This is a genomic window from Pseudomonas sp. WS 5079 (assembly GCF_012985465.1).
Lineage (GTDB): Bacteria > Pseudomonadota > Gammaproteobacteria > Pseudomonadales > Pseudomonadaceae > Aquipseudomonas.
The window spans coordinates 342,521-367,415 of the sequence record NZ_JAAQWN010000007.1 but is presented as its reverse complement, the minus strand read 5'-3'; the positions used below and the strand labels follow the sequence as shown (position 1 = coordinate 367,415).

The 24,895-nt window shown below is 61.5% G+C and carries 26 protein-coding genes; 6 read left to right on the top strand and 20 right to left on the bottom strand.

The window, feature by feature from the left end; translation table 11 throughout:
- Positions 1 to 38: 38 nt before the first annotated feature.
- Genes HBO05_RS20520 through HBO05_RS20500 form a run of 5 tightly spaced genes read right to left on the bottom strand, consistent with a single transcriptional unit; the run spans position 39 to position 3,947 of the window.
- On the bottom strand, positions 39 to 674 hold the full coding sequence (locus tag HBO05_RS20520; protein WP_169954111.1) for an SCO family protein: 636 nt from the start codon (positions 672 to 674) through the stop codon (positions 39 to 41).
- Positions 671 to 1,570: a heme o synthase gene (cyoE, locus tag HBO05_RS20515; protein WP_169954110.1), complete on the bottom strand. Its 900-nt coding sequence runs from the start codon at positions 1,568 to 1,570 to the stop codon at positions 671 to 673. Before cyoE ends, HBO05_RS20520 begins: the two co-directional genes overlap by 4 nt.
- Positions 1,558 to 2,637 carry a COX15/CtaA family protein gene (locus HBO05_RS20510; RefSeq protein ID WP_172313875.1) on the bottom strand — a complete coding sequence of 360 codons (1,080 nt, stop codon included), beginning with the start codon at positions 2,635 to 2,637 and terminating at the stop codon, positions 1,558 to 1,560. Before HBO05_RS20510 ends, cyoE begins: the two co-directional genes overlap by 13 nt.
- Positions 2,638 to 2,647: 10 nt before the next feature.
- Positions 2,648 to 3,241, bottom strand: a complete 594-nt coding sequence (locus HBO05_RS20505) for a hypothetical protein (RefSeq protein WP_169954108.1) — start codon at positions 3,239 to 3,241, stop codon at positions 2,648 to 2,650.
- Positions 3,207 to 3,947, bottom strand: a complete 741-nt coding sequence (locus tag HBO05_RS20500; protein WP_170057446.1) for an SURF1 family protein — start codon at positions 3,945 to 3,947, stop codon at positions 3,207 to 3,209. Before HBO05_RS20500 ends, HBO05_RS20505 begins: the two co-directional genes overlap by 35 nt.
- An 84-nt stretch (positions 3,948 to 4,031) precedes the next feature.
- Between HBO05_RS20500 and HBO05_RS20495 the strand changes: the two genes are divergently transcribed.
- Positions 4,032 to 4,235 (top strand): twin transmembrane helix small protein, encoded by a 204-nt coding sequence (locus HBO05_RS20495; RefSeq protein ID WP_017528731.1) that lies wholly within the window; start codon positions 4,032 to 4,034, stop codon positions 4,233 to 4,235.
- A 4-nt stretch (positions 4,236 to 4,239) separates the two neighbouring features.
- Here HBO05_RS20495 and HBO05_RS20490 read toward each other — a convergent pair whose 3' ends face one another.
- From HBO05_RS20490 to coxB, 4 genes are all read right to left on the bottom strand, one after another.
- The gene (locus HBO05_RS20490) at positions 4,240 to 5,127 is read right to left on the bottom strand and encodes a cytochrome c oxidase subunit 3 (protein WP_169954106.1); all 888 of its coding nucleotides are present in this window, start codon (positions 5,125 to 5,127) and stop codon (positions 4,240 to 4,242) included.
- A gap of 34 nt (positions 5,128 to 5,161) precedes the next feature.
- On the bottom strand, positions 5,162 to 5,713 hold the full coding sequence (locus HBO05_RS20485; protein WP_076963356.1) for a cytochrome c oxidase assembly protein: 552 nt from the start codon (positions 5,711 to 5,713) through the stop codon (positions 5,162 to 5,164).
- A gap of 120 nt (positions 5,714 to 5,833) precedes the next feature.
- Positions 5,834 to 7,423, bottom strand: a complete 1,590-nt coding sequence (gene ctaD, locus HBO05_RS20480; RefSeq protein WP_038444815.1) for a cytochrome c oxidase subunit I — start codon at positions 7,421 to 7,423, stop codon at positions 5,834 to 5,836.
- Between the two features lie 58 nt (positions 7,424 to 7,481).
- Positions 7,482 to 8,609 carry a cytochrome c oxidase subunit II gene (gene coxB, locus HBO05_RS20475; RefSeq protein ID WP_169954105.1) on the bottom strand — a complete coding sequence of 376 codons (1,128 nt, stop codon included), beginning with the start codon at positions 8,607 to 8,609 and terminating at the stop codon, positions 7,482 to 7,484.
- A gap of 367 nt (positions 8,610 to 8,976) precedes the next feature.
- On the opposite strand from coxB, the gene HBO05_RS20470 reads away from it, so the two are divergent.
- Positions 8,977 to 9,624: a hypothetical protein gene (locus tag HBO05_RS20470; protein ID WP_169954104.1), complete on the top strand. Its 648-nt coding sequence runs from the start codon at positions 8,977 to 8,979 to the stop codon at positions 9,622 to 9,624.
- Positions 9,625 to 9,710: 86 nt separating this feature from the next.
- Here HBO05_RS20470 and HBO05_RS20465 read toward each other — a convergent pair whose 3' ends face one another.
- From HBO05_RS20465 to prlC, 8 genes are all read right to left on the bottom strand, one after another.
- Entirely contained in the window at positions 9,711 to 11,258 is a 1,548-nt protein-coding gene (locus HBO05_RS20465) for a SulP family inorganic anion transporter (protein ID WP_169954103.1), read from the bottom strand.
- 85 nt (positions 11,259 to 11,343) lie between these two features.
- On the bottom strand, positions 11,344 to 12,075 hold the full coding sequence (locus HBO05_RS20460; RefSeq protein WP_057957895.1) for a carbonic anhydrase: 732 nt from the start codon (positions 12,073 to 12,075) through the stop codon (positions 11,344 to 11,346).
- Positions 12,076 to 12,306: 231 nt separating this feature from the next.
- Positions 12,307 to 13,365, bottom strand: coding sequence for a PA0069 family radical SAM protein (locus HBO05_RS20455; protein ID WP_169954102.1), 1,059 nt, complete (start codon positions 13,363 to 13,365; stop codon positions 12,307 to 12,309).
- 81 nt (positions 13,366 to 13,446) lie between these two features.
- Complete coding sequence (locus HBO05_RS20450) at positions 13,447 to 14,742, bottom strand: cytochrome c (protein ID WP_172313873.1); 1,296 nt, start codon at positions 14,740 to 14,742, stop codon at positions 13,447 to 13,449.
- Positions 14,743 to 14,754: 12 nt separating this feature from the next.
- A complete protein-coding gene (locus tag HBO05_RS20445) occupies positions 14,755 to 16,539 on the bottom strand; it encodes a GMC family oxidoreductase (protein ID WP_169954100.1) in 1,785 nt (594 codons plus the stop codon).
- Positions 16,540 to 16,541: 2 nt separating this feature from the next.
- Positions 16,542 to 17,294 carry a gluconate 2-dehydrogenase subunit 3 family protein gene (locus HBO05_RS20440; protein WP_170041987.1) on the bottom strand — a complete coding sequence of 251 codons (753 nt, stop codon included), beginning with the start codon at positions 17,292 to 17,294 and terminating at the stop codon, positions 16,542 to 16,544.
- A gap of 290 nt (positions 17,295 to 17,584) precedes the next feature.
- A complete protein-coding gene (locus HBO05_RS20435; protein WP_029290288.1) occupies positions 17,585 to 17,860 on the bottom strand; it encodes a YheV family putative zinc ribbon protein in 276 nt (91 codons plus the stop codon).
- Entirely contained in the window at positions 17,857 to 19,908 is a 2,052-nt protein-coding gene (gene prlC / locus HBO05_RS20430; RefSeq protein ID WP_172313871.1) for an oligopeptidase A, read from the bottom strand. The genes HBO05_RS20435 and prlC overlap by 4 nt, the downstream gene beginning before the upstream one ends.
- A 101-nt stretch (positions 19,909 to 20,009) precedes the next feature.
- On the opposite strand from prlC, the gene HBO05_RS20425 reads away from it, so the two are divergent.
- Together HBO05_RS20425 and HBO05_RS20420 are read left to right on the top strand one after the other, a co-directional pair.
- Entirely contained in the window at positions 20,010 to 20,552 is a 543-nt protein-coding gene (locus HBO05_RS20425; RefSeq protein WP_170041989.1) for a gamma carbonic anhydrase family protein, read from the top strand.
- The gene (locus tag HBO05_RS20420) at positions 20,549 to 21,208 is read left to right on the top strand and encodes an HAD family hydrolase (protein WP_172313869.1); all 660 of its coding nucleotides are present in this window, start codon (positions 20,549 to 20,551) and stop codon (positions 21,206 to 21,208) included. The genes HBO05_RS20425 and HBO05_RS20420 overlap by 4 nt, the downstream gene beginning before the upstream one ends.
- 85 nt (positions 21,209 to 21,293) lie before the next feature.
- Here the strand turns inward: HBO05_RS20420 and HBO05_RS20415 are convergent, their stop codons facing one another.
- Positions 21,294 to 22,337: an aminopeptidase gene (locus HBO05_RS20415; RefSeq protein ID WP_169954095.1), complete on the bottom strand. Its 1,044-nt coding sequence runs from the start codon at positions 22,335 to 22,337 to the stop codon at positions 21,294 to 21,296.
- 87 nt (positions 22,338 to 22,424) lie between these two features.
- Here HBO05_RS20415 and HBO05_RS20410 point away from each other — a divergent pair, with 87 nt between their 5' ends.
- Positions 22,425 to 22,853 (top strand): hypothetical protein, encoded by a 429-nt coding sequence (locus tag HBO05_RS20410; protein ID WP_172313867.1) that lies wholly within the window; start codon positions 22,425 to 22,427, stop codon positions 22,851 to 22,853.
- Here HBO05_RS20410 and HBO05_RS20405 read toward each other — a convergent pair whose 3' ends face one another.
- On the bottom strand, positions 22,854 to 23,093 hold the full coding sequence (locus HBO05_RS20405; RefSeq protein ID WP_057439267.1) for a DUF1161 domain-containing protein: 240 nt from the start codon (positions 23,091 to 23,093) through the stop codon (positions 22,854 to 22,856).
- Positions 23,094 to 23,240: 147 nt separating this feature from the next.
- Positions 23,241 to 23,672: an OsmC family protein gene (locus HBO05_RS20400; RefSeq protein WP_003170750.1), complete on the bottom strand. Its 432-nt coding sequence runs from the start codon at positions 23,670 to 23,672 to the stop codon at positions 23,241 to 23,243.
- 212 nt (positions 23,673 to 23,884) lie between these two features.
- Here HBO05_RS20400 and HBO05_RS20395 point away from each other — a divergent pair, with 212 nt between their 5' ends.
- Positions 23,885 to 24,886 carry an LLM class flavin-dependent oxidoreductase gene (locus HBO05_RS20395; protein WP_029290274.1) on the top strand — a complete coding sequence of 334 codons (1,002 nt, stop codon included), beginning with the start codon at positions 23,885 to 23,887 and terminating at the stop codon, positions 24,884 to 24,886.
- Positions 24,887 to 24,895: the final 9 nt, after the last annotated feature.

The following is a 24,895-nucleotide window of genomic DNA, read 5'->3' as shown; positions in this document are numbered from 1 at the left end:
AGGCAAGCCAGGTCCCACACTTGATCTGTGTTGTCAGCTCAGTTGCGCTGCAACAACCCCGGCAACTGCGCCACCAGCTTCTGGTTGTTCAACGGCGCACGGATAAACCCGCGCTGGCTGCCATCCGGGCCGATCAATGCCAGGTTGCCGCTGTGGTCGACGGTGTAGTTCGGCTTGCTGGTGTCGGCCGGAATGAACGGAATGCTCACCGCATTCGAGACCTTCTGCACATCCTCCACATTCGCCCCGGTCAACCCTGCAAATTGCGGATCGAAGTAGCTCAAGTACTGCTTGAGCTGGGTCGGGGTATCGCGATGCGGGTCAACGCTGACCAGGATCACCTGCAGCTTATCCACCACGTCCTTGGGCAGCTCGCTCTTGATCTGCCGCAGTTGGGCCAGGGTGGTCGGGCAGATATCCGGGCAGAAGGTGTAGCCAAAGAACAGCACGCTCCACTTGCCCTTCAACTCATTGACCAGCACCGGCTGGCCGTCCTGGTTGGTCATGGTCACGGGCGGCAGCTGGCGGCTTTGCGGCAGCAGGATAATGCCCGCGTCGATCAATGCCGTAGGGTCGCCCTGGCCCTTGCCAGACAGCACTTTGTTGACGGTCAGGCCCATGATCAACGCCACGACGGCCACCAGGATAAAGACAGTTTTTTGAGTTCGAGTCATAGGTTCAACAATAAGTAGTGGTCTACGAGCAGGGCGATAAATAGCAAAAACAGGTACCAGATAGAGTACTTGAAGGTATTGATCGCCGCGTGCGGCCGACTGCCACGGTACAGCACCCAGGCCCATTGCAGAAAGCGCGCACCCAGAACCAGCGCACAACCGAGGTACAACAGCCCGCTCATGTGGATCACATAGGGCATCAGGCTCACCGCCAGCAGCGCGAAGGTGTACAGCAGGATATGCACCTTGGTGTAGTGCTCGCCGTGGGTCACCGGCAGCATCGGGATATCGGCCTTGGCGTACTCCTCCTTGCGATGGATGGCCAGGGCCCAGAAGTGCGGCGGGGTCCAGGCGAAGATGATCAGCACCAGCAGCAACGGCTCGGCGCTCACATGGCCGGTGACCGCCACCCAGCCGAGCAATGGTGGCGCCGCGCCGGCCAGGCCGCCGATCACGATGTTCTGCGGTGTCGCGCGCTTGAGAAAGCCGGTGTAGATCACCGCATAGCCCAGCAGCGAGGCCAGGGTCAGCCAGGCCGCCAACGGGTTGGTAAACGCCAGCAGCAACGCCAGCCCGGCCACCGCCAGCGCCAGGGCAAACGTCAGCGCGGCAGCCGGGGAAACCCGGCCTTCAGCCAACGGCCGCTTGTGGGTGCGCGCCATCAGCGCGTCGATGCGCCGGTCCACCACATGGTTGACCGCTGCGGCGCCACCGGCACACAGGGCAATCCCCAGGTTGCCGAAGATCAGCACCGGCCACGGCACCCCGGCGCGGGTGGCGAGAAACATGCCTACCAGCGAGGTAATCAGCATCAGCACCACCACCTTGGGCTTGGTCAGCTCCAGGTAGTCGCGCCAGATCGCCTGGCCGGGACGCTCGCCAATCAAGGTCGCCATGGCATCTCTCCTTTAAGGGTGATCAGGCCCGACACGTGCTTGCGCGGGCTGAAGCGCCAACCGAACGGCACTTGGTGGCGGACCCGCACCAGGCTGGTACGGGCGTGGTAATTGACCAGCACCAGGGTCAGCAACAACGCTGCGCCGCCGGCGTTATGGGCGACCGCCACCGGCAGCGGCAAATGAAAGTACACATTGCTCAGGCCCAGGCCGATCTGCACGGCCAGGGCAACCAGCAGCAGGCCCGCCAGGCGGGTCATGCCCACCGCCTTGAGCTGCCAGGCCAGGCCCAGCAGCGCCACAGTCACCACCAGCGCGCCCAGGCGATGGGTCAGGTGAATCGCCGTGCGTGCATCACTGTCCAGTTGCCCGCCCAGGTAGTTGGGGCCGATATGCTGGGTCAGGTGAAAGCCATTGGCAAAGTCCGCTGCCGGCCACCACTCACCATGACAGGTCGGCAAATCGATACAGGCCACCGCCGCATAGTTGGAACTGACCCAGCCACCGAGGGCGATCTGCCCGATCACCAGCACCAGGCCGGCCGTGGCCCAATACTGCAGGCGCCGGGGCACGATCAGCGCCGGCAACACCCCGGACAAACGCAGGGTCAGCAGAAACAACAGGCTCAAGGTCGCGAAGCCACCCAGTAAATGCCCGGTGACGACCTGCGGCCACAGCTTGAGCGTCACCGTCCACATGCCAAAGGCCGCCTGGGCAAACACCACCGCCAGCAGGAACAACGGTAGCTTCAAGGGCTGCCCCGGATGCCGGCGATGGGTCCAGGCGCGGGTGGCCAACAGCGCGATCAGCAGCCCCAGGGTGCCTGCTGCATAGCGATGGATCATCTCGTTCCAGCCCTTGTCGGCCTCCACCGGCGTGTCCGGGAAGTGCAACTCGGCATGGGCCAACTGGGCCTCGCTTTTCGGCACGCTGATAAAGCCATAGCAACCCGGCCAGTCCGGGCAACCGAGACCGGCATGGGTCAGGCGCGTGTAGGCGCCCAAAAGCACCACAATCAGCGCCAGCAGGGTGGCAAACAGCGCGAGGCGAAATCCAGGTTTGGCCATGACGATGCCCTTATCCGATATTCGACAGTTTCAGCAGGTGGCGCAGATCGTTGAGCAGATCCTTGCCCTTGACCCGCGCGTCGTAGCGCAGCACCAGGTTGCCGTGGGGGTCGACGATCCACAGTTGCGCATCGCCCGGCGCGGCAGCGTTTTGCTTGAAAGTCGGCAGGTCCAGGGGCAAACGCTGCAACTGCGGATACTCGGCCTTCAACTTGGCCTCATACTCGGCGCCGACCGGCTGCGCACTGGCCAGGGCATGGCTGGCACGGGACGCATCGCGCCCCAGGCCGATCTGCAGCTGGCGCGCGAGGTAGACCAGTTGCTGGCAATCGGCGGCGCAGGCCGCGGGCGCGGTGACCAGCAATTGCCAGCGATCCTCGTCGGCCTGCACGCCGATATCGCTGCGGGTCTGGCCATTGCCGATCATTTCGCCATGATCGCTGCGGTTGTCCGGCACCCAGAACTGCCACTTGTACATCAGGGTCGCCAGCACCATCGGGCCGATCACCATCAGCAGGATCAGGATCAGTTGCCAGCGCCCTTTGCTGCGGTTGGGCGCCGCTGGCGTGTCAGACATGTTGAGTGGATTCATGGCCGCTCCCATGGTGCTTCTCCCTTGCGTTGTGCCAGCCGAGGTAGAGGTAAAGGCCCAGCAGCGCCAGCGCCATGGCGAACCACTGCACGGCATACCCCAGGTGTTTTTCCGGGCCCATGGCCACAACTGGCCACTGGGTTTCATAGGTCGCCGGGCCCGCTTCGGCCCGTAGCTCAAAGGCAAAGCCGCTGCGCTCCAACTCGGCCCACAGCGCCTGCGGGTGCAGCGCCGTCAGCAGGCGTGGCCATTTGGCGGCGGCTGGGTCGGCGTGTAGCTGGAACGTCTCGCCGGGGGCGACATACACCCAGGCGTTGATATTCAAAGGCTGGTCGGGGGTGGTGAAAGCTGGCGGCGTGCGCCGGTCCGGCCAAGGCAGCCAGCCGCGATTGAGCAACAGCCACTGGCCGCTGGTCTGGTCATGAAAGGGTTGCAGCAACTCGACGCCGGCCTTGCCGTCGCGCATGCGGTTATCCAGCAGCACGCTGTGCGCGGCGTCGAACTGCCCGCGCAACTGCACGCGGCGAAAGGCCGGATCCGCCACCGTCTCCAGTTGCGCAACGCTGATGGGCTGCGCCGCCCGGCGTTCGGCATAACTCTGGAGCAGTGCCTGTTTTTCCTGACCACGGGACAACTGCCAAAAGCCCAGGAACACCATCAGCGGTAGCAGCACCAGCACCACCAGGGTCGGGGCAATCCCGGGGCGAAAGCGTTTCATGGCGTTACCGCGAAGGTCGATGCTGTGCTGGCTATACTGAATCTCATTGCCCGCCCCTCAAAATAAGAGCCCTGGAGCCTGACCATGCTCAAAGCCGCTATCGCCCTGATGCTGATCGCTACCGTTGTGAGCCTGTTCAGTGGCTTGTTCTTCCTGGTCAAGGACGAGGGCCACTCCAATCGCCTCGTCACCGCCTTGACCGTGCGTGTAGTACTGGCCGTGATCACCCTGGCGCTGATCACCTGGGGGTTCTTCAGCGGCCAGCTGGTTTCCCACGCCCCCTGGTAAATCGCTACAGCACGTAGACGAAGAAAAACAGACCGATCCACACCACGTCGACAAAGTGCCAATACCAACTGGCCGCCTCGAAACCGAACTGGTGCTCGGCATTGAAATGCCCCTTGAGGATGCGCATCAGCATCACGAACAAAATGATCGTGCCGATGGTCACGTGGGCACCGTGAAAGCCGGTCAGCATGAAGAACGTCGCGCCATACACCCCCGAGCCCAGCGTCAGGCCCAGTTCTTTATAGGCGTGGATATATTCCTCGGCCTGGAACCCGAGAAACGCCAACCCCAGCAACACGGTGATCGCCAGCCAGATCTTCAGCGCACCGCGGTGCCCCTTGCGCAGGGCATGGTGGGCGATGGTGATGGTCACGCTGGAACTCACCAGCAAGATGGTATTGACCAACGGCAGGCCCCACGGGCTGATGGTGCCTTCCGGCGCCGGGAACAGCTTGGGGTCCGGGTTGTTGAGCAGCGGCCAGGCAAACTCGAAATTGGGCCACAGCATATGGGCAATGCCCTTGGAGCCTTCACCGGCCAGCCACGGCGCCGACATATGCCGCACATAGAACAGCGCACCAAAGAACGCGATAAAAAACATCACCTCGGAAAAGATGAACCAGGTCATGCCCCAGCGGAATGAGCGGTCCATCTGCGCGCTGTACAACCCGGCGCGGCTTTCCTTGATCACCGCGCCAAACCAGCCAAACATCATGTAGGCCAGCAGCAGGCTGCCGACGAAAAAGATCAGCGGGCCGTGGGATTCCGGGCGGGCCGCCTTGAGGTCGTTGAACCACACACCCAGGCCATACACGGTGATCAACAGCCCAAACGTGGCAATTATTGGCCATTTGCTTTGCGCTGGTACGTAGTACGTATCATGAGTCGACATGTATCCGTTCTCCTAATCGAGCCCGCAGGCACGCCTAGCCGCCGGTATGGACAGCCACGGGCGGTTGGCGCGCAGTGATATCGAACAGCGTGTACGCCAGGGTCAAATGCTTCACATCCTTGGGCATGTCGCGATCGACAATGAAGCGCACCGGCATCTCGATGCGCTCTCCCGGCTGCAGCACTTGCTGGGTGAAGCAAAAGCACTCGGTCTTGTGGAAGTACATCGCCGCTTCGGCCGGGGAAATACTCGGGATCGCCTGGGCGGTCATCGGCTTGTCGGTGGGGTTGAAGGCCACGAACACCATCTCGTTGACCGCACCGGGGTGGACCACGATTTCGTCGGCCTTGGAGTGGAATTCCCAGACCATATCGATGGCATTGGTCGACAGGAATTGCACCCGTATCTGACGTGACGGATCGACCACCTGCGAGCCTTCGTACTGCCCCGCGGTCTTGCCGTTGATGCCGAACGCCTTGCACATCACGTCGTAGATCGGCACCAGGGCAAAACCGAAGGCGAACATCGCCAGCACCAGGATCAGCAGGCGCGTGACCAGGCGGTTGAGAGGGACGGAGTCAGCCATGGCGCCCACCTGGGCGAGCTGGCTTCGCGATGAGGCCCTCAAGCTCTGCAGGGGTCTTGAGGCCGCCATCGCGGGCAAGCCCGCTCCCACAGGGGATCGGGAGTGTTTTCATGACCGGGCTCATTTGACCTCCGGCGGCGTGGTGAAGGTGTGATACGGCGCCGGCGAAGGAATGCTCCACTCCAGCCCTTCGGCGCCATCCCACGGCTTGGCCGGCGCCGGCTTGCCGCCCCGGATGCACTTGATCACGATAAACAGGAAGAAGATCTGCGTGGCGCCGAACATAAAGGCGCCAATCGACGACACCATATTGAAGTCGGCGAACTGCAGGTTGTAGTCCGGCACCCTCCGTGGCATGCCGGCCAGCCCCACGAAGTGCATCGGGAAGAACGCCATGTTCATCCCCACGAACGACAGCCAGAAGTGCAGCTTGCCCAGGGTTTCGTCGTACATATGGCCGGTCCATTTCGGCAGCCAGTAGTAAGCCGAGGCGAAGATCCCGAAGATCGCTCCAGGCACCAGTACGTAATGGAAATGCGCCACCACAAAGTAGGTGTCGTGGTACTGGAAGTCCGCCGGGGCAATCGCCAGCATCAGCCCGGAAAAGCCGCCGATGGTGAACAGGATCACAAAGGCCACGGCAAACAGCATGGGCGTCTCGAACGTCAGCGAGCCTTGCCACATGGTGCTGACCCAGTTGAACACCTTGACCCCGGTGGGCACCGCGATCAGCAGGGTGGCGTACATGAAGAACAGCTCGCCCACCAGCGGAATACCCACCACGAACATGTGGTGCGCCCACACGATAAACGACAGGAACGCGATGCTCGCCGTGGCGTAGACCATCGAGGTGTAGCCAAACAGCGGCTTGCGCGAAAAGGTCGGGATGATCGAGCTGACGGCACCGAAGGCCGGCAGGATCATGATGTACACCTCGGGGTGGCCGAAGAACCAGAACACATGCTGGAACAACACCGGGTCACCGCCGCCAGCGGCGCTGAAGAAGCTGGTGCCGAAGTGGATATCCATCAGCATCATGGTCACGCAACCGGCCAGCACCGGCATCACCGCAATCAGCAGGAAGGCGGTGATCAGCCAGGTCCAGACGAACAGCGGCATCTTCATCAGGGTCATGCCCGGTGCGCGCAGGTTGAGGATGGTGGCGACCACGTTGATCGCACCCATGATCGAGCTGATACCCATCAGGTGGATGGCAAAGATAAAGAACGTCACGCTTTCCGGGGCGTAGGTGGTGGAAAGCGGGGCGTAGAAGGTCCAGCCAAAATTCGGCCCGCCACCGGGGGTGAACAGGGTCGAGACCAGCAGCAGGAACGCCGCCGGCAGCAGCCAGAAGCTGAAGTTGTTCATGCGCGGCAAGGCCATGTCCGGCGCGCCGATCATCAGTGGGATCATCCAGTTGGCCAGGCCGACAAATGCCGGCATCACCGCGCCAAACACCATGATCAAGCCATGCATGGTGGTCATCTGGTTGAAGAACGCCGGCTCGACGATCTGCAAGCCCGGCTGGAACAGCTCGGCACGGATCACCATGGCGAACGAGCCGCCGAGCAGGAACATGGCGAAGCTGAACCACAGGTACATGGTCCCGATGTCTTTGTGGTTGGTGGTCAGCACCCAGCGCATCAGGCCCTTGGCGGGACCGTGGGCGTGGTCAGCGGCATGACCGTGGTCATCGATCACAGTGCTCATGGCCGTTCTCCTGCAAGCGGATGGGCGGGGCGGTTCAGGGCATACGCAATGAAGAGGTTCATTTGCTTTCCGCCTGTTTGATGGCCAGCACGTCTTTGGGCGTGACCATGTCGCCTTTGTTGTTGCCCCAGGCGTTACGCTCGTAGGTCACGACCGCCGCAATATCGACTTCCGACAGTTGTTTGCCAAAGGCCGCCATCGCCGTGCCGGGCTTACCGTGGTAGACGATGCTCAGGTGGTCTGCCGCCGGTCCAGTGGCGATTTTCGAGCCTTTGAGCGCCGGGAACATCGGCGGTAGGCCCTGGCCTTCGGCCTGGTGACAGGCCACGCAGGTGGTGTGATAGACCTTGTCGCCACGGGCCACCAGCTCTTCACGCGTCCACTCTTTGGAGGTCAGCTCCTTGAGCTTGGCGGCCTCCTCCTTGCGCTCGCCGAGCCAGGTTTCGTAGTCGGCCTTGGACTTGACCTCGACGACGATGGGCATGAAGCCGTGATCCTTGCCGCACAGCTCCGCGCACTGGCCACGGTAGATGCCGGGCTTCTCGACCCGGGTCCAGGCCTCGTTGACGAAGCCTGGGATCGCATCGCGCTTGACCGCAAACGCCGGCACCCACCACGAATGGATCACGTCGGCGGCCGTCACCAAAAAGCGCACCTTGGCGCCCACCGGCAGCACCAGCGGTTGGTCGACTTCCAGCAGATAGTGTTCGCCCTTGGTGGCCTGGTTATGGATCTGCTCGGCGGGAGTGGCCAGGTTGCTGAAGAACTCGACGTCCTGGCCCAGGTACTTGTAGTGCCACTTCCACTGGTAGCCGGTGACCTGGATATCGATATCCGATTCACTGCTGTCGTAGATGTTGATCAGGGTCTTGGTCGCCGGAATGGCCATGGCGACGAGGATCAGCAAGGGCACCACCGTCCAGAGAATCTCGACCGTCGTGCTTTCGTGGAACTTGGCCGCCACCTGGCCCGTGGAGCGTCGATGCACAATCATCGACCAGAACATGGCGCCAAACACGATGATGCCGATCACCACACAGATCCAGAAAATGGTCATGTGCAGGTCGAACACGGCGTGACTGACTTCAGTGGCCCCTGGTGCCATATTCACCGTCCAGGCGGCTTGCGCCTGGCTGAATACTGACCACAAGAGTAAGCCCATCCAAACATGTGGATGTCGCGTCATTGCGGGTTCCCCTTATCGTTCTTGTTATCCCGCCGGTTTGCACCTGCGGCCAAGGGGGCGGCTTCCAAACTGCTTACATCCGCCAAGCCTTGCCTGCCTAATGCAGTCGGGCGTCATCAGCTAATTGCGTACAAACCCGAGTATAGACAGCGACTGCGACCCCGCAATGTGTGGGGACAAATCAGTAAAAAGAGACGAACGGCATTGGCCGGCCAGCAGATTCAGGGCCTATCCGACGAACGATGGCATTTCGATATAACAGCGGCGCATAACCATGAAATAATTATGACAAATGCGTCTTAGGGGCTCGTATAAACGAGCTACCTTATGCAATCCCCTTTCCTACGCCCGTATTCCTGGAGCTTTCATGAACACCGCCGCATTGCGCGAGCAGATTTCCCGTGCCCATCAACACGAAGCGTCCACCGGCCAATTGGCTAAACAACTGGACGCACAGTTGCCACACCTGCACTCGGCCATTTCCCTGGCCGACGGTGATCGCAATGCCGTGATGACGCGTTTCGTCACCGCCTACATCGACCAGGTCCCGGACCTGCTGGACGCCGCCAACGACGTGGCCCGGGAAGCCGGGATTGAAAGCCAGATCAAGCCGGTGCTGAAAATCGCCGAGCATTTCTTTCTACAGCCGCCGGCGATCCTGACGGCCCATGAAGGCCTCAACGGCCTGTTGGACGAGGCCTACCTGGCCCACCGACTGGTGGAAGAAGTAAACGATCTGTATATCAAGCATTTCGGCCAGCCGTTGATTCCGGCAGACACCACCGTTGCCAACGTGATTGCCCACCAACTGATCGGCGAAGATTTCGCCAATCAGCTGGATGAAGCCGTGCACCTGGCGGTGGATGAAATGCTCAATGAAGAGAGCTTCGCCCTGGAGTCCGTCGAGGCCTATCGCGAACAGCTCAAGAGCCCGGCAACGGAAGCCGCGTGGAAGCGCTGGCCGTGCCTGTCGCGCCAATTGGGCGTGGAGTTGGAGCTGGATCAGCCAGCCTGAATTTCCGGCCTGGCGCAGAACAAAGTGTGGGAGCGGGCAAGTCGAATCGTCGCAGCGCCGCTCCCACATTTTTTTATCCGGTTTCGTCAGCCCACTGACGGGGCCGAACCAATCCGCGTCGTGGTACGTATCCGCCCTTCCAACCTGCGCTTCAACCCGCGCGCCTCGATCACCAACTTCGAGCCCTTGGCCGCATTGGCCCGCCCCCATTCCTCCAGCAACTCCAGGCACGAGTGATCCACGTAGCTCAGGTTATTGAGCGGCACATGCACCGTGGTCCCCGCCGGCACAGTCGCCAGCACCTGGGTCAATGCGGGCACCTTGAGAAAGGTCGCCGCACCGGTCAATCGCAACTCCATCTCACCGTCCTGGGGCAGGTCGATCAGGCTGACTTTCAACCGTGAAGCCTTCCACGCCAGTTTGACCAGGGTCAGGCCGAAGCCCACCAGCACTCCCGTCAGCAAATCGGTGAAGATGATCGCCAGGGCCGTGGCGGCGTAGGTGAACATCGGCATCCGGCCATAACGCGCCAGGCCACGGAACGCCTTGAGGTCCACCAGCTTGATGCCGGTGTACACCAGCACCCCCGCCAGGCTCGCCACCGGAATACTTTGCAGCACGCTCGACAACAGCAATACGAAGGCCAGTAGCCAAAGGCCGTGGAACATCGCCGACAAGCGCGTGGTTGCCCCCGCCTGGACGTTGGCCGAACTGCGCACGATCACCCCGGTCATGGGCAATGCGCCTACCAGGCCGCATAGCATGTTGCCTACACCCTGGGCGGACAATTCCTTGTCGAAGTCCGAACGCTGACCGTTGTGCATACGGTCCACAGCCGCCGCCGAGAGCAACGTTTCGGCACTGGCGATAAAGGCTACCGCGAAGGCCGCGATCAACAGGTTGGGGTCGGCCAGGTTCAGCAGGTCGCTGGGGCGCAACCAATCAATGGCATCGGCGAGGTTTTCCGGCACCTCCACGCGCTTGACCTGCAAGGCCAGCGCCAGGCTGGTCACAGTCGCCAGGCCCACGCCAAGCAATGCGCCGGGGACAAAACGCAGCTTTTGCGGGCGAAACCGGTCCCACAACCACATCACCAGCATGGTCGCCAAGCCCAGCAGGCCGGCTTGCCAACCGAGCCCGCCACCCAGGCTGGGAATGGCCTGGGCCACTGCGGCGGGGAAGCCCGCGAGGTTATCCAGCCCCGAAGGCTTGGGCGCCCCATCGAGCATCACATGCACTTGCGACAGGACGATCAACACCCCGATCCCCGCCAGCATGCCGTAGACCACCGCCGGCGCCGTCACCCGGAACCAGCAGCCCAGGCGCAGGCGCCCGGCCACCAGTTGCAGGAAGCCCGCCAACAGCAGGATCGGCCCGAGCATCAGCATGCCGTGCTGGCGCACCAACTCGAACACCAACACCGCCAAGCCGGCCGCCGGGCCGCTGACTTGCAGGGGCGAACCGGCCAGCCAGCCCACCACCAGGCCACCGATAATCCCGGTGATCAGCCCCTTGGCCGGTGGCATCCCGGATGCAATGGCGATCCCCATGCACAGGGGCAGGGCCACCAGAAACACCACCACCGAAGCCAACAGCTCCCGTGGCAGCACTGTTTTTAATTGAGCTGCACGCATGATGACTCTCCCGAGGCATTCGCCGGGCGTGGCAAGGCCTGGCTGCATCCATGGCAGCCATCGCATTACCCGGCAGGGGATTGTTTTAGAAGCGCGCTTTGGGCGTCGCCGAAGGGATCGGTCCGGACCCGCTCAGCGGCCGGAACGTGGCCTGGTCCGCATCGTAGGCTTTGATCTCGCTGGTCTCGATGTTGTAGATCCAGCCGTGGATGAACAAATGGCCGTTGGCCATGCGCGAAGCCACAGAGGGGTGGGTGCGCAAGTGTTGCAACTGGGCGATGACGTTTTCTTCGGTCAGCACCTGCATGCTTTCGCCTTCATTGGCGCAATCACAATTGTCCTGGACCATGGTCTTGGCGACCTCGGCGTGGCGCAGCCAGGCTTTGACCGTGGGCATTTTTTCCAGGCTCTGGGGGTTGAGCACGGCCCGCATGGCGCCACAATCGGAGTGGCCGCAAACGATGATGTGCTGCACGCCAAGCGCCAGCACCGCGTACTCGATGGCCGTGGACACACCGCCGTTCATCTGCCCGTAAGGCGGCACGACGTTACCCACGTTACGGGTGACGAACAAATCGCCCGGGGAGCTCTGGGTGATCAGTTCCGGAACAATGCGCGAGTCGGCACAGGTGATAAACATCGCCCGTGGGCTCTGGGCCGTGGCGAGTTTCTTGAAGAGCTCTTCCTGCTGGGGAAAGACCTCGTTATGGAAATGCAAAAAGCCATCAACGATGTGCTGCAGCGCTGCATCGGCGGACTCCGCCTCGTGAGGGGCTGAAGCCGACGCAGCCAACGGCTGTTTATCCTTGTCACTCATGATTCATCCTCGTGGTTGGGGCAGGAGAGTCTTGCAGTTGAGGTCGACGCGCGATCACCGGGAAACAACACATGCAAACCACCCAGCCAGCGCCGCCGACCCATCAGTCACTCAATGAACAAGGTACCTGCCGAAACTTAACTCAAACTGAATCAACCGCTCTATCTCGCGGGTTTCAGTGATATCAAAACGCGACTACCCTGGCCGGGAAACCCGCGCATTTGTATCAGTCTACAACAAAGCCAGCTGCCTGCCGGGTGGACAGAATGCACTGCAATCGAGATTGAAGCCCTCCCGCCGGTCAAGCCCCAAGCGCTTGATCGCCTTGGCAAATCGTTGCGCCAGCAGGTCGGCAAACGGTCCTTCACCGCGCATGCGCACACCGAAGCGGCTGTCATAGACTTCGCCACCGCGCACCTGGCGTACCAGGCTCATCACATGGGCCGCCCGTTGCGGGTAATGGGCCGCCAACCACTCCTCGAACAGCGGCGCCACCTCAAGGGGCAGGCGCAGCATCATATAGGCGGCGCTCTGCGCCCCGGCGGCATGGGCCTCGGCGAGCAGGCTTTCCAGTTCGCTGTCGTTGATCATCGGAATCATCGGCGAGCACAGCACGCCTACCGGGATCCCTGCCTCGCGCATCACCCGGATCGCCCGCAGCCGCGCCTTGGGCGCCGCTGCACGAGGTTCCAGGATGCGCTTGAGTTCATCGTCCAGGCTGGTAAGGCTGATCATCACCGCCACCAGCCGCTGGCGGGCCAGTTCGGTGAGCAGGTCAAGGTCACGCAGGATCAACGAACCCTTGGTCACGATAGTCACCGGGTGGCGATAGCGCAGCAGCACTTGCAGGGTTTGCCGGGTGATCTGGTACTCGCGCTCGATGGGCTGGTACGGGTCCGTGTTGGAGCCCAGGTTGATCGGCGCGCACACATAACCGGGCTTGGACAATTGTTGCTCCAGCACCTGGGCGGCGTTGCTCTTGGCGATCAGCTTGGTTTCAAAGTCCAGGCCCGGGGACATGTCCCAATAGGCATGGCTGGGCCGCGCATAACAATAAATGCAACCGTGCTCACACCCCCGGTAAGGGTTGATGGAGCGGTCGAACGGCAGGTCCGGCGAGGTGTTGCGGGTGATGATGGTCTTTGCCGTCTCGATGCGCACTTCGGTGCCCTGGGTCGGCGGCACTTCCTGATACCAGCCGTCATCCTCGGCCACACTCACCGTGGGCGCGAAGCGATTGTGCAGGTTGGTGGCGGTGCCTCGCCCGCGCGGCGGCAGAGGAGTGGACATGAAAGCGCCTCGATACTGTTTTTATATACAGTATCGAGGCGCAGCGTATCTGACCAGTGCCGTTGGGCGGCAAAGGCAAAATCAGTGACTCGTCACTTGCCCCAGATCGTCGCCCGAGGTGGTGTGTTTATCGCTTTTGCGCAGGTCGGCCACGTCACCAGCCTTCACCGGCGCGCCCTGGTTACCCCAGCTGCCCCGAATAAAGCTGACCACATCCGCCACTTCCTGATCCGACAAGCGCCAGGCAAAAGCCGGCATGGTGAATGTAGAAGGCGCTGCGTGTGTGGCCGGCAGGGTTCCACCATTCAACACAATGTTGATCAACGATGTGGCATCCGCCGTCTGCAACACCGGGTTGCCCGCCAGCGCCGGGAACACCCGGGTGTAGCCATGGCCATCGGTGCGATGGCAGGCCGCGCAGTTGTCGATGTACACCGCAGCGCCCGGCTGGCTGTCATCGCCTTTCCATAAAGCCTCGGCCACCTGCTTGTCGTACTGGTGCGGCTGATCCTTGGGATCGACCGCCGGCAGGCTCTTGAGGTAACGGGCGATAGCGGTCAGGTCGTCTTCAGACATGTACTGCATGCTGTGGACTACAACGTCGCTCATACCGCCAAACACCGCGCTGCGATCACTGCGGCCGGTCTTGAGAAACTGCACCAGTTGCTCTTCGCTCCAACTGCCCAGGCCGTCCTTGTGGTCGCCGCGCAGGCTTTTGGCGATCCAGCCTTCCAGGGGCGCACTGCCGGACAGGAACGCCGCACCTTGCGACGCGCTCAGGGTCTTTTCCTGCATGGTCAGGGCCCGCGGGGTATGGCAGGCGCCACAGTGGCCGAGGCCTTCCACCAGGTAGGCGCCACGGCTGATCACCGGGTCGGCATCGGCCGGAGCCTGATAGCCCGCCACCTCGGGCGCAAACATCCAACGCCATGCCGCCAGGGGCCAGCGCATGCTCAAGGGCCAGGGAATATCACTGTCCTGGTTCGCCTGGGCGACCGGCTCCACGCCTTTCATAAAGTACGCATACAGCGCCTGCATGTCGGTTTCGCTGACACGTGCGTAAGACGGGTAGGGCATCGCCGGGTAAAGGGTACTACCGCTTTTGGCGACACCATGGCGCACGGCTTTGTCGAAATCTTCAAAGCTGTAGTCCCCCAGGCCGGTTTTGTCCGGGGTGATGTTGGTTGAGTAGATCACGCCGATCGGGGTTTCCATCGCCAGGCCACCGGCAAACGGCTTGCCGCCCTTGGCGGTGTGGCAGGCCACGCAGTCACCGGCGCGAGCCAGGTATTCGCCCTGTTTGACCAGATCAGTTTCAGCGGCGCTCACCGAGCAACTGCTGAACAGGGCCAGGGTTGCGATAACAAATGCTTTCATAGTCGTCGCTCCTTATGCCTGAACCAGCGGGCCGGGGTTTTTCAGGTACTGCTCGCGTATCGCCCGGGCGGACCAATAGGTCAGCGCCGCCACCAGGCCCGTAGGGTTGTAGCCCAAGCCTTGTGGGAAAGCGGATGCGCCTGGGACAAACACGTTGTGCACATCCCAGCACTGCAGGTAGCGGTTCAACGCGCTGGTCTTCGGGTCGGTACCCATGATCGCGCCACCGTTGAGGTGCGTGGTCTGGTAAGACGCGGTGTTGAAGTGCTCGCCGACCTTCTTGCCGAGTACGGCAATCGCCTTGGGGTTCATCGCTTCGGCGATCTTGCCCATTTTCTCGACCATGAAGCGGTTCATCTTGATGTCGTTTTCCTGCCAGTCGAAGGTCATGCGCAGCAACGGCAGGCCGTAGGCATCACGGTAAACCGGGTCCAGATCGAGGTAGTTGCCCCGGTAGGATTGATGAGCGCCATGGGCGTCCATCGATACCTGGTGGGTGTAGTAATCGGCCGTGGCGCGCTTCCACGCACTGCCCCAGGCCGGCGTGCCCGGTGGGTTGGAGGTACCGGCAATCGGCCGGCTGCCCGCCTGGTTGACCCACATCGGCGAACCGCCGACGAAACCATGGGGGCCATGATCGAAGTTATCGGCGTTGAAGTCGTCCACCGCCACGCCATTGCCGCCAGCGCCGATGAAGTTGTTGGTGTGCACGTCTTTGTCGAAGTAGGCCTTGATGGTGGCCATGTTCTGGTAGGCGAAGTTCTTGCCCACCACCCCTTCGCCCGTGATCGGGTCGTAGGGCTTGCCGATGCCCGAGAGCAGCATCAGGCGCACGTTGTGGAACTGGAAGGCGCCAAGAATCACCAGGTCCGCCGGTTGCTCGATCTCGCGGCCCTGGGCGTCGATATAGGTCACGCCAGTGGCCTTGCGCTTGGTGCTGTCGAGATTGACTTTGAGCACGTGGGAATTTGGCCGCAGCTCAAAGTTCGGCACCTGGCGCAGGGCCGGCAGGATGTTCACGTTGGGCGATGCCTTGGAGTACATGTAGCAGACATACCCGCTGCAAAAACCACAGAAGTTGCACGGCCCCATCTGCGCGCCATAGGGGTTGGTGTAAGGCCCCGAGGTATTGGCCGAAGGCAGGTTGTAGGGCTTGTAGCCCACAGCAGTGGCGGCCTGCTGAAACAGCTGTGCCGAGTAGGTATTTTTCTGCGATTCCAGTGGGAAATGGCTGGAGCGATCCGGCGCGTAAGGGTTGCCGCCCTTGCCTTCACCCACCAGTTGGCCCTTCACGGTCCAGGCCTGGCCGGAGGTGCCGAAGACCTTTTCGGCGTAGTCAAAGAACGGTTCCAGTTCTTCGTAGCTGACGCCGAAGTCCTGGATGGTCATGTCCTTGGGAATGAAGTTTTTGCCGTAGCGTTCTTCGTAGTGGCTGCGCATGCGCAGTTCGATAGGGTCCACCCGAAAATGCACGCCCGACCAGTGCAGGCCCGCGCCGCCTACGCCGTTGCCCGGCAGGAAGGCGCCCAACTGACGGTTGGGCAGGGCGATGTCATTCACACTATGGCGAATGGTCACGGTTTCCTTGGAAATGTCCTGGAACAGCTTTTTGCGCACGCTGTAGGTCAGTTCGTCGATCACTTGTGGGTAATTGCCGTCCGGGTAGGTGTCCTGCATCGGGCCGCGCTCCAGCGCTACCACGTGCAAGCCGGCTTCCGTCAGCTCCTTGGCCATGATCGCGCCAGTCCAGCCAAAGCCGACGATGACTGCATCCACTTTCTTCATGATGGTCGCCACGTTTATGCCCTCTCGCCACGGATGGAAACAGCCGGGAAGGGGTATTGCTCGTTGCGTTCAACCCAATCCATGAAATCGGCGCGGGCGCCGGGGAAGCCGATCATGGTCCAGCCGACCATGCCTTTGTTGCCGCCGTGGATCGGGTCGCAGAAGAACCCTTCCTTGGTGTTTTGCAGCAACAAGTTGAAGAAAATCTTCGGCGGGACCGCAGCGAAATGCTCGCCGGTTTCGGCACCTCCCGCCTCCAGGCGGCGCAGCAAATCATCCTGGGTAGCGCTGTCTTGCCCAGCAAATGTTTTACCGTTGAACGCTTTCGACCAGGAATCCGTGGCAGCAATACCCAGGCGATAGATCTCCTTGGGCACCAGTTTGCTCTGCCAGCCCATCTCGGGCGGTGCGTCGGCGTTGAACGGACCTTGCATGAACCACAGGGCGCCGCTGGCGTAGGGCGTGTTCATCTGCCGGTCGATGTATTCCGGTGCACCGGCTTCCAGGGCACCTGGGCCTTGGGCATCTGCGGGGATCAGGCGCGCGACGGCCGCGTTGATGAAGGCCCATTCCTCAGCGGTGAAGTAACTGGGCTCGTAGGCCTTTTCGCTGGTAGGTGCCTTGGCCGGGCTGGCCTGGACAGGCTCGGGCGTGGCCATCAGCATCGAGCCGCCAAGGCCGGTGCTGGCAACCGTGACCACCGGGATCAAGGTCAAGGATTTGCGCAAAAAGTCACGCCGGGGGTTGTCTCGATCTTGATCAGACATGGTGGCACCTCATCATGTGGTCACGGGTTTGAGCAGTCGCTTCATGGAGCGGCTTGTCGTTGTGGATGTAATCAATGGTTACAAATGATAGCAGGCTAAGGAATGCAGGAATCGTTTCAGCCAGGAAAATCGAGAAATGCGCGCAAAAAAAGTGGGAACAGGCTTGTGTAGGAGCTGGCTTGCCTGCGATGCAGACACCTCGGTGTATCAGTGACACCGAGGTGATGCTATCGCTGGCAAGCCAGCTCCTACATGAGCCTGTTCCCACAGGTTGGACGGAGTGAGGTCCGTCAGTCTTTTTTCAGCTTGGGATTAGGGAAGAACTGCACCGCCTGCACCTTGGGGTCCGCCGGCGCTTTCAACGCCGAGGTGTTGACCCGCGTGCCCAATTCCTTGGGCACCGACAAACCCTGGTCGTTGAGCGTGTCGGTATAGCCACAGGCCACGCATTCGCGATGGGGCACGCTGTCTTCGGTCCACATCTTCAACTTGTCCGGCTCGCTGCACGCCGGGCACACGGCGCCGGCGATAAATTGCTTTTTGGTGATCACAGGCCCGTCACTCATGCTGCCGCGTCCTCACTCAGGCCGCTGTGGCGCAAGAGTGCGTCAATCGACGGTGCGCGTCCGCGGAAGTCGACGAACAGCACCATCGGCGCCTGGGAACCGCCACGGGCCAGGATCGCCTCGCGGAAGGCCCGGCCAGTTTCGGCATTGAGCACGCCGTCTTCTTCGAACTTGGAGAACGCGTCCGCCGACAATACTTCGGCCCACTTGTAGCTGTAGTACCCCGCCGCGTAACCGCCGGCGAAGATATGCGCGAAGCTGTTGGGGAAGCGGTTATAGGCCGGCGGACGCATCACCGACACCTCGTCGCGCACGCCTTCGAGCACCTGCGCCACGCTGCGGCCATCACCGTGGGTGGCATGCAGTTCAAAGTCGAACAGCGAGAATTCCAGCTGGCGCACCATCATCAGGCCAGACTGGAAGTTCTTCGCCGCGAGCATTTTTTGCAGCAGGTCCTGGGGCAGGGCTTCGCCGCTTTCGTAATGACCGGAAATCAGCGCCAGGCCTTCAGGTTCCCAGCACCAGTTCTCCATGAACTGGCTCGGCAACTCCACCGCGTCCCAGGCCACGCCGTTGATGCCGGACACGCCCGCGTGTTCGACGCGGGTCAGCAGGTGGTGCAGGCCGTGACCGAATTCGTGGAACAGGGTGGTGACTTCATCGTGGGTCAGCAGGGCTGGCTTGCCGCTGTCGGCCGGGGTGAAGTTGCACACAAGGTTAGCCACCGGGCTTTGCAGCACACCCTCGGCGGTGCGCCGACGATCCCGCGCGCCGTCCATCCAGGCACCGCCACGCTTGTTGGCGCGGGCATACAGGTCGAAGAAGAAGCGGCCGACGTGCTGGCCGTTTTCCTTGATTTCGAACAGGCGAACATCCGGGTGCCAGGTGTCGAAGCCTTTCTGCTCGGCGATCTCGATGCCGTACAGGCGCTGGACGATGGCAAACAGCCCGCCCAGCACTTTGTCGATCGGGAAGTAGGCACGCAGGGCTTCCTGGGACACGCTGTAGCGCTGTTCACGCAGCTTTTCGCCGTAGAAACCGCTGTCCCAGCTTTGCAGGTCGTTGCAGCCTTGTTCGGCGGCGTAGGCCTTGAGCTGTTGCAGGTCCTGGGTGGCGAATGGCTTGCTGCGTTTGGCCAGGTCGCGTAGGAAACTGAGTACCTGGTCGCTGGATTCGGCCATTTTGGTGGCCAGGCTCAGTTCGGAGAAAGAGGCGAAACCGAGCAGTTGGGCCAGTTCCTGACGCAAGTCGAGGATCTGTTCCATCACCGGGCCGTTATCGTTCTGACCGGCATTCGGGCCTTGGTCCGACGCACGGGTGCAGTAGGCCGCGTAGATTTCTTCGCGCAGGGCGCGGTCGTGGGCGTAGGTCATCACCGCGTAGTAGCTGGGGAACTCCAGGCTGATCAGCCAGCCGTCGAGGCCTTTGGCCTGGGCCGCAGCCGCCATTTGCGCCTTGGCCGAGTCGGTCAGGCCGGCGAGGGTGGCTTCGTCGGTGACGTGCTTGGTCCAGGCCTGGGTGGCGTCGAGCAATTGGTTGGAGAACTTGCTGCCCAACTCGGAGAGTTTGCTTTGCACCTCGGCGTAGCGCTTCTGCTGCTCAGGCGGCAGGTCGATACCCGACAGGCGGAAGTCGCGCAGTGCGTGCTCCAGAATGGTTTTTTGCGCCACATCGAAACCGGCCGCTTGCGAGCTGTTGGCCAGGGCTTCGAAGGCCTGGAACAGTTCGCGGTTCTGGCCCATCTCGGTGGAATAGGCGCTCAATGCCGGCAGGCAGGCCTCATAGGCCTCACGCAGTTCAGCGCTGTTGCACACGGCATTGAGATGGCTGACCGGGCTCCAGGCAGCGCCCAGGCGGTCGTTGAGTTCATCCATGGCCAGGACCAGGCCGGCCCAGGTCGGATTTTTTCCCTGGCTTTGCAGGATGCCTTCGATGGCGACGCGGTTGTCGGCCAGGATCTGTTCGATGGCCGGTTGGACGTGCTCGGCACGGATCGCCGAGAACGGCGGCAGGTCGTAGGACTGCAAAAGAGGGTTGTTCGCGCTCACGGTTGGCACCTTGGCTGAAGAAACAGGTAAGACAAAGATGGGGCCATCTTAATTACAATCAACGTCCACCGCAGCTATCAACCAAACAGAGAGAGGCTATCGTGACCCTTCGCACCTATCAGAATCACACGCCAACCCTCGGCGCCGGGGCTTTCGTCGATGCTTCGGCGGTGGTGATCGGCGATGTTCAAATCGGCGCCGACAGCTCGGTCTGGCCGCTGACGGTGATTCGCGGTGACATGCACCGCATCCGCATCGGTGCACGCACCAGCGTGCAGGACGGCTGCGTGCTGCACATTACCCACGCCGGGCCCTTCAATCCTGACGGTTTCCCGCTGCTGATCGGCGACGATGTGACCATCGCCCACAAGGTCATGCTCCATGGCTGCACCGTCGGCAGTCGTATCCTGATCGGCATGGGCAGCATTGTGATGGACGGCGCGGTGGTTGAAGACGATGTGATCATCGGCGCCGGCAGCCTGGTGCCGCCGGGCAAGAAACTTGAAAGCGGTTTTTTGTATGTGGGCAGCCCGGTTAAACAAGTCCGCGCGCTTTCTGACAAGGAACGCGCCTTTTTCACCTACAGCGCAGCGAACTACGTGAAGCTCAAGGACCTGCACCTGGCAGAAGGATTCGACCGATGACCCTGGATTACCAAACCGTCCTGTTTGACCTGGACGGCACCCTGACCGATCCACGGGAAGGCATCACCCGCTCGATCCAGTACGCCTTGGCCAAGCTGGGCATCGATGAGCCGGACCTGACCAAGCTCGAACACTTTATCGGCCCGCCGCTGCTGCAAGCCTTTATGCAGTTCTACGATTTCGACGAGGCGCGGGCCTGGGAGGCGGTGAATTTCTATCGCGAGCGCTTCAAAGTCACCGGGCTCTATGAAAACCGGCTGTTCGATGGGGTCATGCCGTTGCTGGAGGAGCTCAATGCCCAGGGTCGCCAACTGTATGTGGCCACCTCCAAACCGTGGGAATTTGCCCGGGAGATCGCCCGGCATTTCGATTTCGCCAAGCACTTCAAGGTGATTTACGGCAGTGAATTGGACGGTACCCGCACCAACAAGGTCGAGCTGATCGCCCATTTGATGCGCGAGGAAGGCCTGGATCCGGCCAGTACCTTGATGATCGGCGACCGCAAGCACGACCTGATCGGCGCACGTAGCAACGGGCTGGATGCAGCGGCGGTGGGGTATGGGTTTGGTAGTTTTGCCGAGTTGAATGCTGAAGCGCCGCGCTGGCATTTTGAGACGCTGGAGGAGATGCATCAGGCGTTTTTGCGGCGGGCTTGAGACCGCTATCGCGGGCAGGCCCGCTCCCACATTGGACGGTGTTCACACATCAACATGTGGGAGCTGGCTTGCCTGCGATGAGGCCCTAAACGTCACCGCTTACCAACTGCCGCAACGCTAATTTGCGCTGTTCCACCGGCAAGCGCCCCAACTGCTCCACGGCGCCGTAGAACCTCAGCCAATCCCCGCCCTCCCGGCGAAACAACGCCGCAAACGCCGGTACCCACTGGTCATACAGCCCAAACGGCAACAACCGCGCATTGTTCATCGGCTGATTGACCCAGGCGTCATAACGCGGGTCGCCGCCCCACTGGCTGTCGCGCATCTGCCGATACTCACGGCGCAAGCGCTCGAACTCGGCCGCCTTGGCCTGGCGCATCGCAACTGCGGCCAACGGCTGCGCATACAGGCGCTCCAGGCGACTGCGGGTGTCGAGGATCAGTTGGATAAACTGGTCGCGCTGCTTCAGCGTCGATTCGCTCGCAGGCGCCAGGCCACGGGCCGCGCGCCATTGCCGGGTGCCTTCCTGCTCGACGAAGGTGGCAAACGACTCATTGAACTCCGTGTCGTCCTTCACATAAAAACGCTGGTGCGCCAGCTCGTGAAAAATCACCGTGGCCAGGCGCTCATCACCCCAACGCATCATCGAACTCATGATCGGGTCATTGAACCAGCCGAGGGTGGAATAGGCCTCGACGCCGCCAATCGACACATCCATGCCACGCAGTTGCAACAACGCAGCCTCGCCCCGGGCCGCGCCCTGAGTGTAATAACCGCGATAGGCCACGCAGCCGGCAATCGGGAAGCAATGGGTCTGGGGTAACAAAGAAAACTCTGATGTAGCAAAGACATTCCAGACTACGTACGGCCGGCCGATATCGGCGTAAAGGCGGTAGCTCTGGTTGTCGGGCAAATGCAACTGTTGGCTGGCAAAGGTGCGTGCCTTCTGGGATTGCGCCAAATGCTCACGCAACACTTGCGGGCGCGTCGGATCGGCGATCACCTTGGCCACCGGCTCCCGCGCCTGCAGCAGTTGCCATTGGCCGCTGGCCAACTGGCTGTAATAGCTGACACTGGAACAGCCACCGAGCAATAGGCACGTCAGCCCCGCCAATAAATGCCGCACCATCTCAAACCGCTCCACAATCTTTGGCCCGCCAGACTAACTGGCTGGCAGGGGTTATGCTCATACCATTCCTACGGTTGAGTGCCCACTATGCGTCAGCTCTTGCTTCCCTTGGCGGCGATTTTTCTCAGCGCCTGCGCCTCCACCCCGATCCCGCCAGCCGACCCGCAACAGGCCTGGGTCGATTTTGCCACCCCGACACCCGGCGCCAAGCTGGTCATGGCGCAACGCCTGGACGGCAAGGCCCTGGACGATGGGCGCTACTTCCAGGTGCCACCGGGCAGCCACGAGTTGATGGTGCGTTTTGATTTTGAAGTGTATGCCGGCGCAGGCCTGGGTGGCGGGCTGAACCAGCCCCAGGAGCGCACCTGTTTTATCACCCTGCAATACGACCAGTTCCAGGCCGGCCAGCGCTACCGCCTGGAAGGGCGCTCGCTGGGCTTCACCCCGAATATCCGGCTGTATGACGCCCAGCGTCAGTTGCTGGCCGAAGAACGCAGCATCAACTGCATTCCCTGATCAGTCATCGTTGCGCTGGTAGATGATGCGCTTGGTGCCGTTTTCGCAGGAGCCGACGATCATGGCTTCGTCATGATTCTTGGCTTCTTCGGCGGTGATGATTTCCAGGGTGTAGGACGGGATTGCCTTGGCCTGTAGGCCGACTTCAATCTCTTTCCTGAGCTCTTCACAGTCTTTGGGCGCGGCCATTGCCGATGTGGCCAAAACACCGCAGATAATCGCCAAGGCAAAACGTTTCATGTGTGAAGCTCCCTAAATGCGCTGCGCACGGGTGTGCGCCAAAGGCTGCATGGGTATGAGACCACATTTGCGAAACGCGAGTTCTGATTTAACGCAGAACAAAATGTGGGGGCGAGCAAGCCCGCTCCCACATTGGACCTGCGCAGATCAGTTGACGAGGGTGCCATCCAGGGTGATGGTGGCGTTCAGCACCTTGGATACCGGGCATCCTTCCTTGGCCTTCTTGCTCAGTTCATCGAACTGCGCCTGGCTCGCGCCGGGGATCTTGGCCTTGAGGATCAGGTGGACTGCGGTGATCGCAAAACCACCGTCCACCTGGTCCAGGGTCACTTCGGCCTGGGTGTCAATACTGTCAGCCTTGAGGCCGGCATCGCCAAGAATCATGGAAAAGGCCATGGAGAAGCAGCCGGCATGGGCCGCGCCGATCAGTTCTTCAGGGTTGGTACCCTTGCCACCTTCGAAACGTGCCTTGAAGCCGTAGGGGGCTTCGCGCAATACGCCGGTTTCGGTCGAGATCGAGCCCAGACCGGTTTTCAGGTCGCCTTCCCAGTGTGCGGAGGCTTTTTTCACGATACTCATAGCGTTCTCCCAAGCAGTGGTTGTGCATCAGTAAGGTTCTGAGGATAGAACCTCTGGCAAAGTTCACCCTGTCGGAAAAACCAAGCGGGCAAGTAGGAAATTTCATGTCCGCTATTGAATCTCGGGTATATGCCCTCATTGCATAGGGCATGCACATGAAGCGGCAGGTTTTGGTTCGTCACAAGCCTGCGCCCCTATGGAGAAGCAGGCTTATGAAACCACTGTCCGATGTGAAGTTCTCGACCCTCGACCTGGTACCGGTGCGCGCCAATGGCAGCCCGGCGCAGTCGTTGCGCAATTCCCTGGACCTGGCCCAGCACGTGGAAAAGCTCGGCTACACCCGCTTCTGGGTGGCCGAGCACCACAATATGGATGGCATCGCCAGCTCCGCGACCTCGGTGCTGCTCGGCTACCTGGCCGGTGGCACTTCGACTATCCGGGTCGGCGCAGGCGGCGTGATGCTGCCCAACCATGCGCCACTGGTGATCGCTGAACAGTTCGGCACCCTGGAAAGCCTGTACCCCGGCCGGATCGACCTGGGCCTGGGCCGCGCACCCGGCTCCGACCAGATGACCGCCCGCGCCCTGCGCCGCGAACGCTCCGGCAGCGCCGATGACTTCCCGGAAGATGTGGCCGAGTTGATGGCCTATCTGGGCCCGCGCACCCCCGACCAACGGGTGATCGCCGTACCGGGCACCGGCACCAACGTCCCGGTGTGGCTGCTCGGTTCCAGCCTGTTCAGCGCCCAACTGGCCGGCGAGCGCGGTTTGCCCTACGCCTTCGCCTCCCATTTCGCACCGCGCATGATGCATGAGGCGATTCGCGTCTATCGCAATCACTTCAAGCCTTCGGCAGTGCTCGACAAGCCGTATGTGATGCTCGGTGTGCCGCTGGTGGCCGCTGATACCGATGAGCAGGCCAATTACCTGGCCACCTCGGTCTACCAGCGAATTCTCGCGCTGATGCGTGGGCAAAGCCTGGTGCAACGCCCGCCGGTCGACAGCATGGACGGCCTGTGGCTGCCCCATGAGAAGGACGCGGTAGGCAGTTTCCTAGGCCTGGCGATGGTAGGCAGCCCGGCGAAGATTCGCGCCAAACTGGAGGTGTTGATCGAGCAGACGGGCGCCGATGAGCTGATCTTTACCTGCGACCTGTACGAACATGCTGATCGGATTCATTCCTATGAGCTACTGGCCCAGGTGATGAAAGGCTGATCGGCAGGG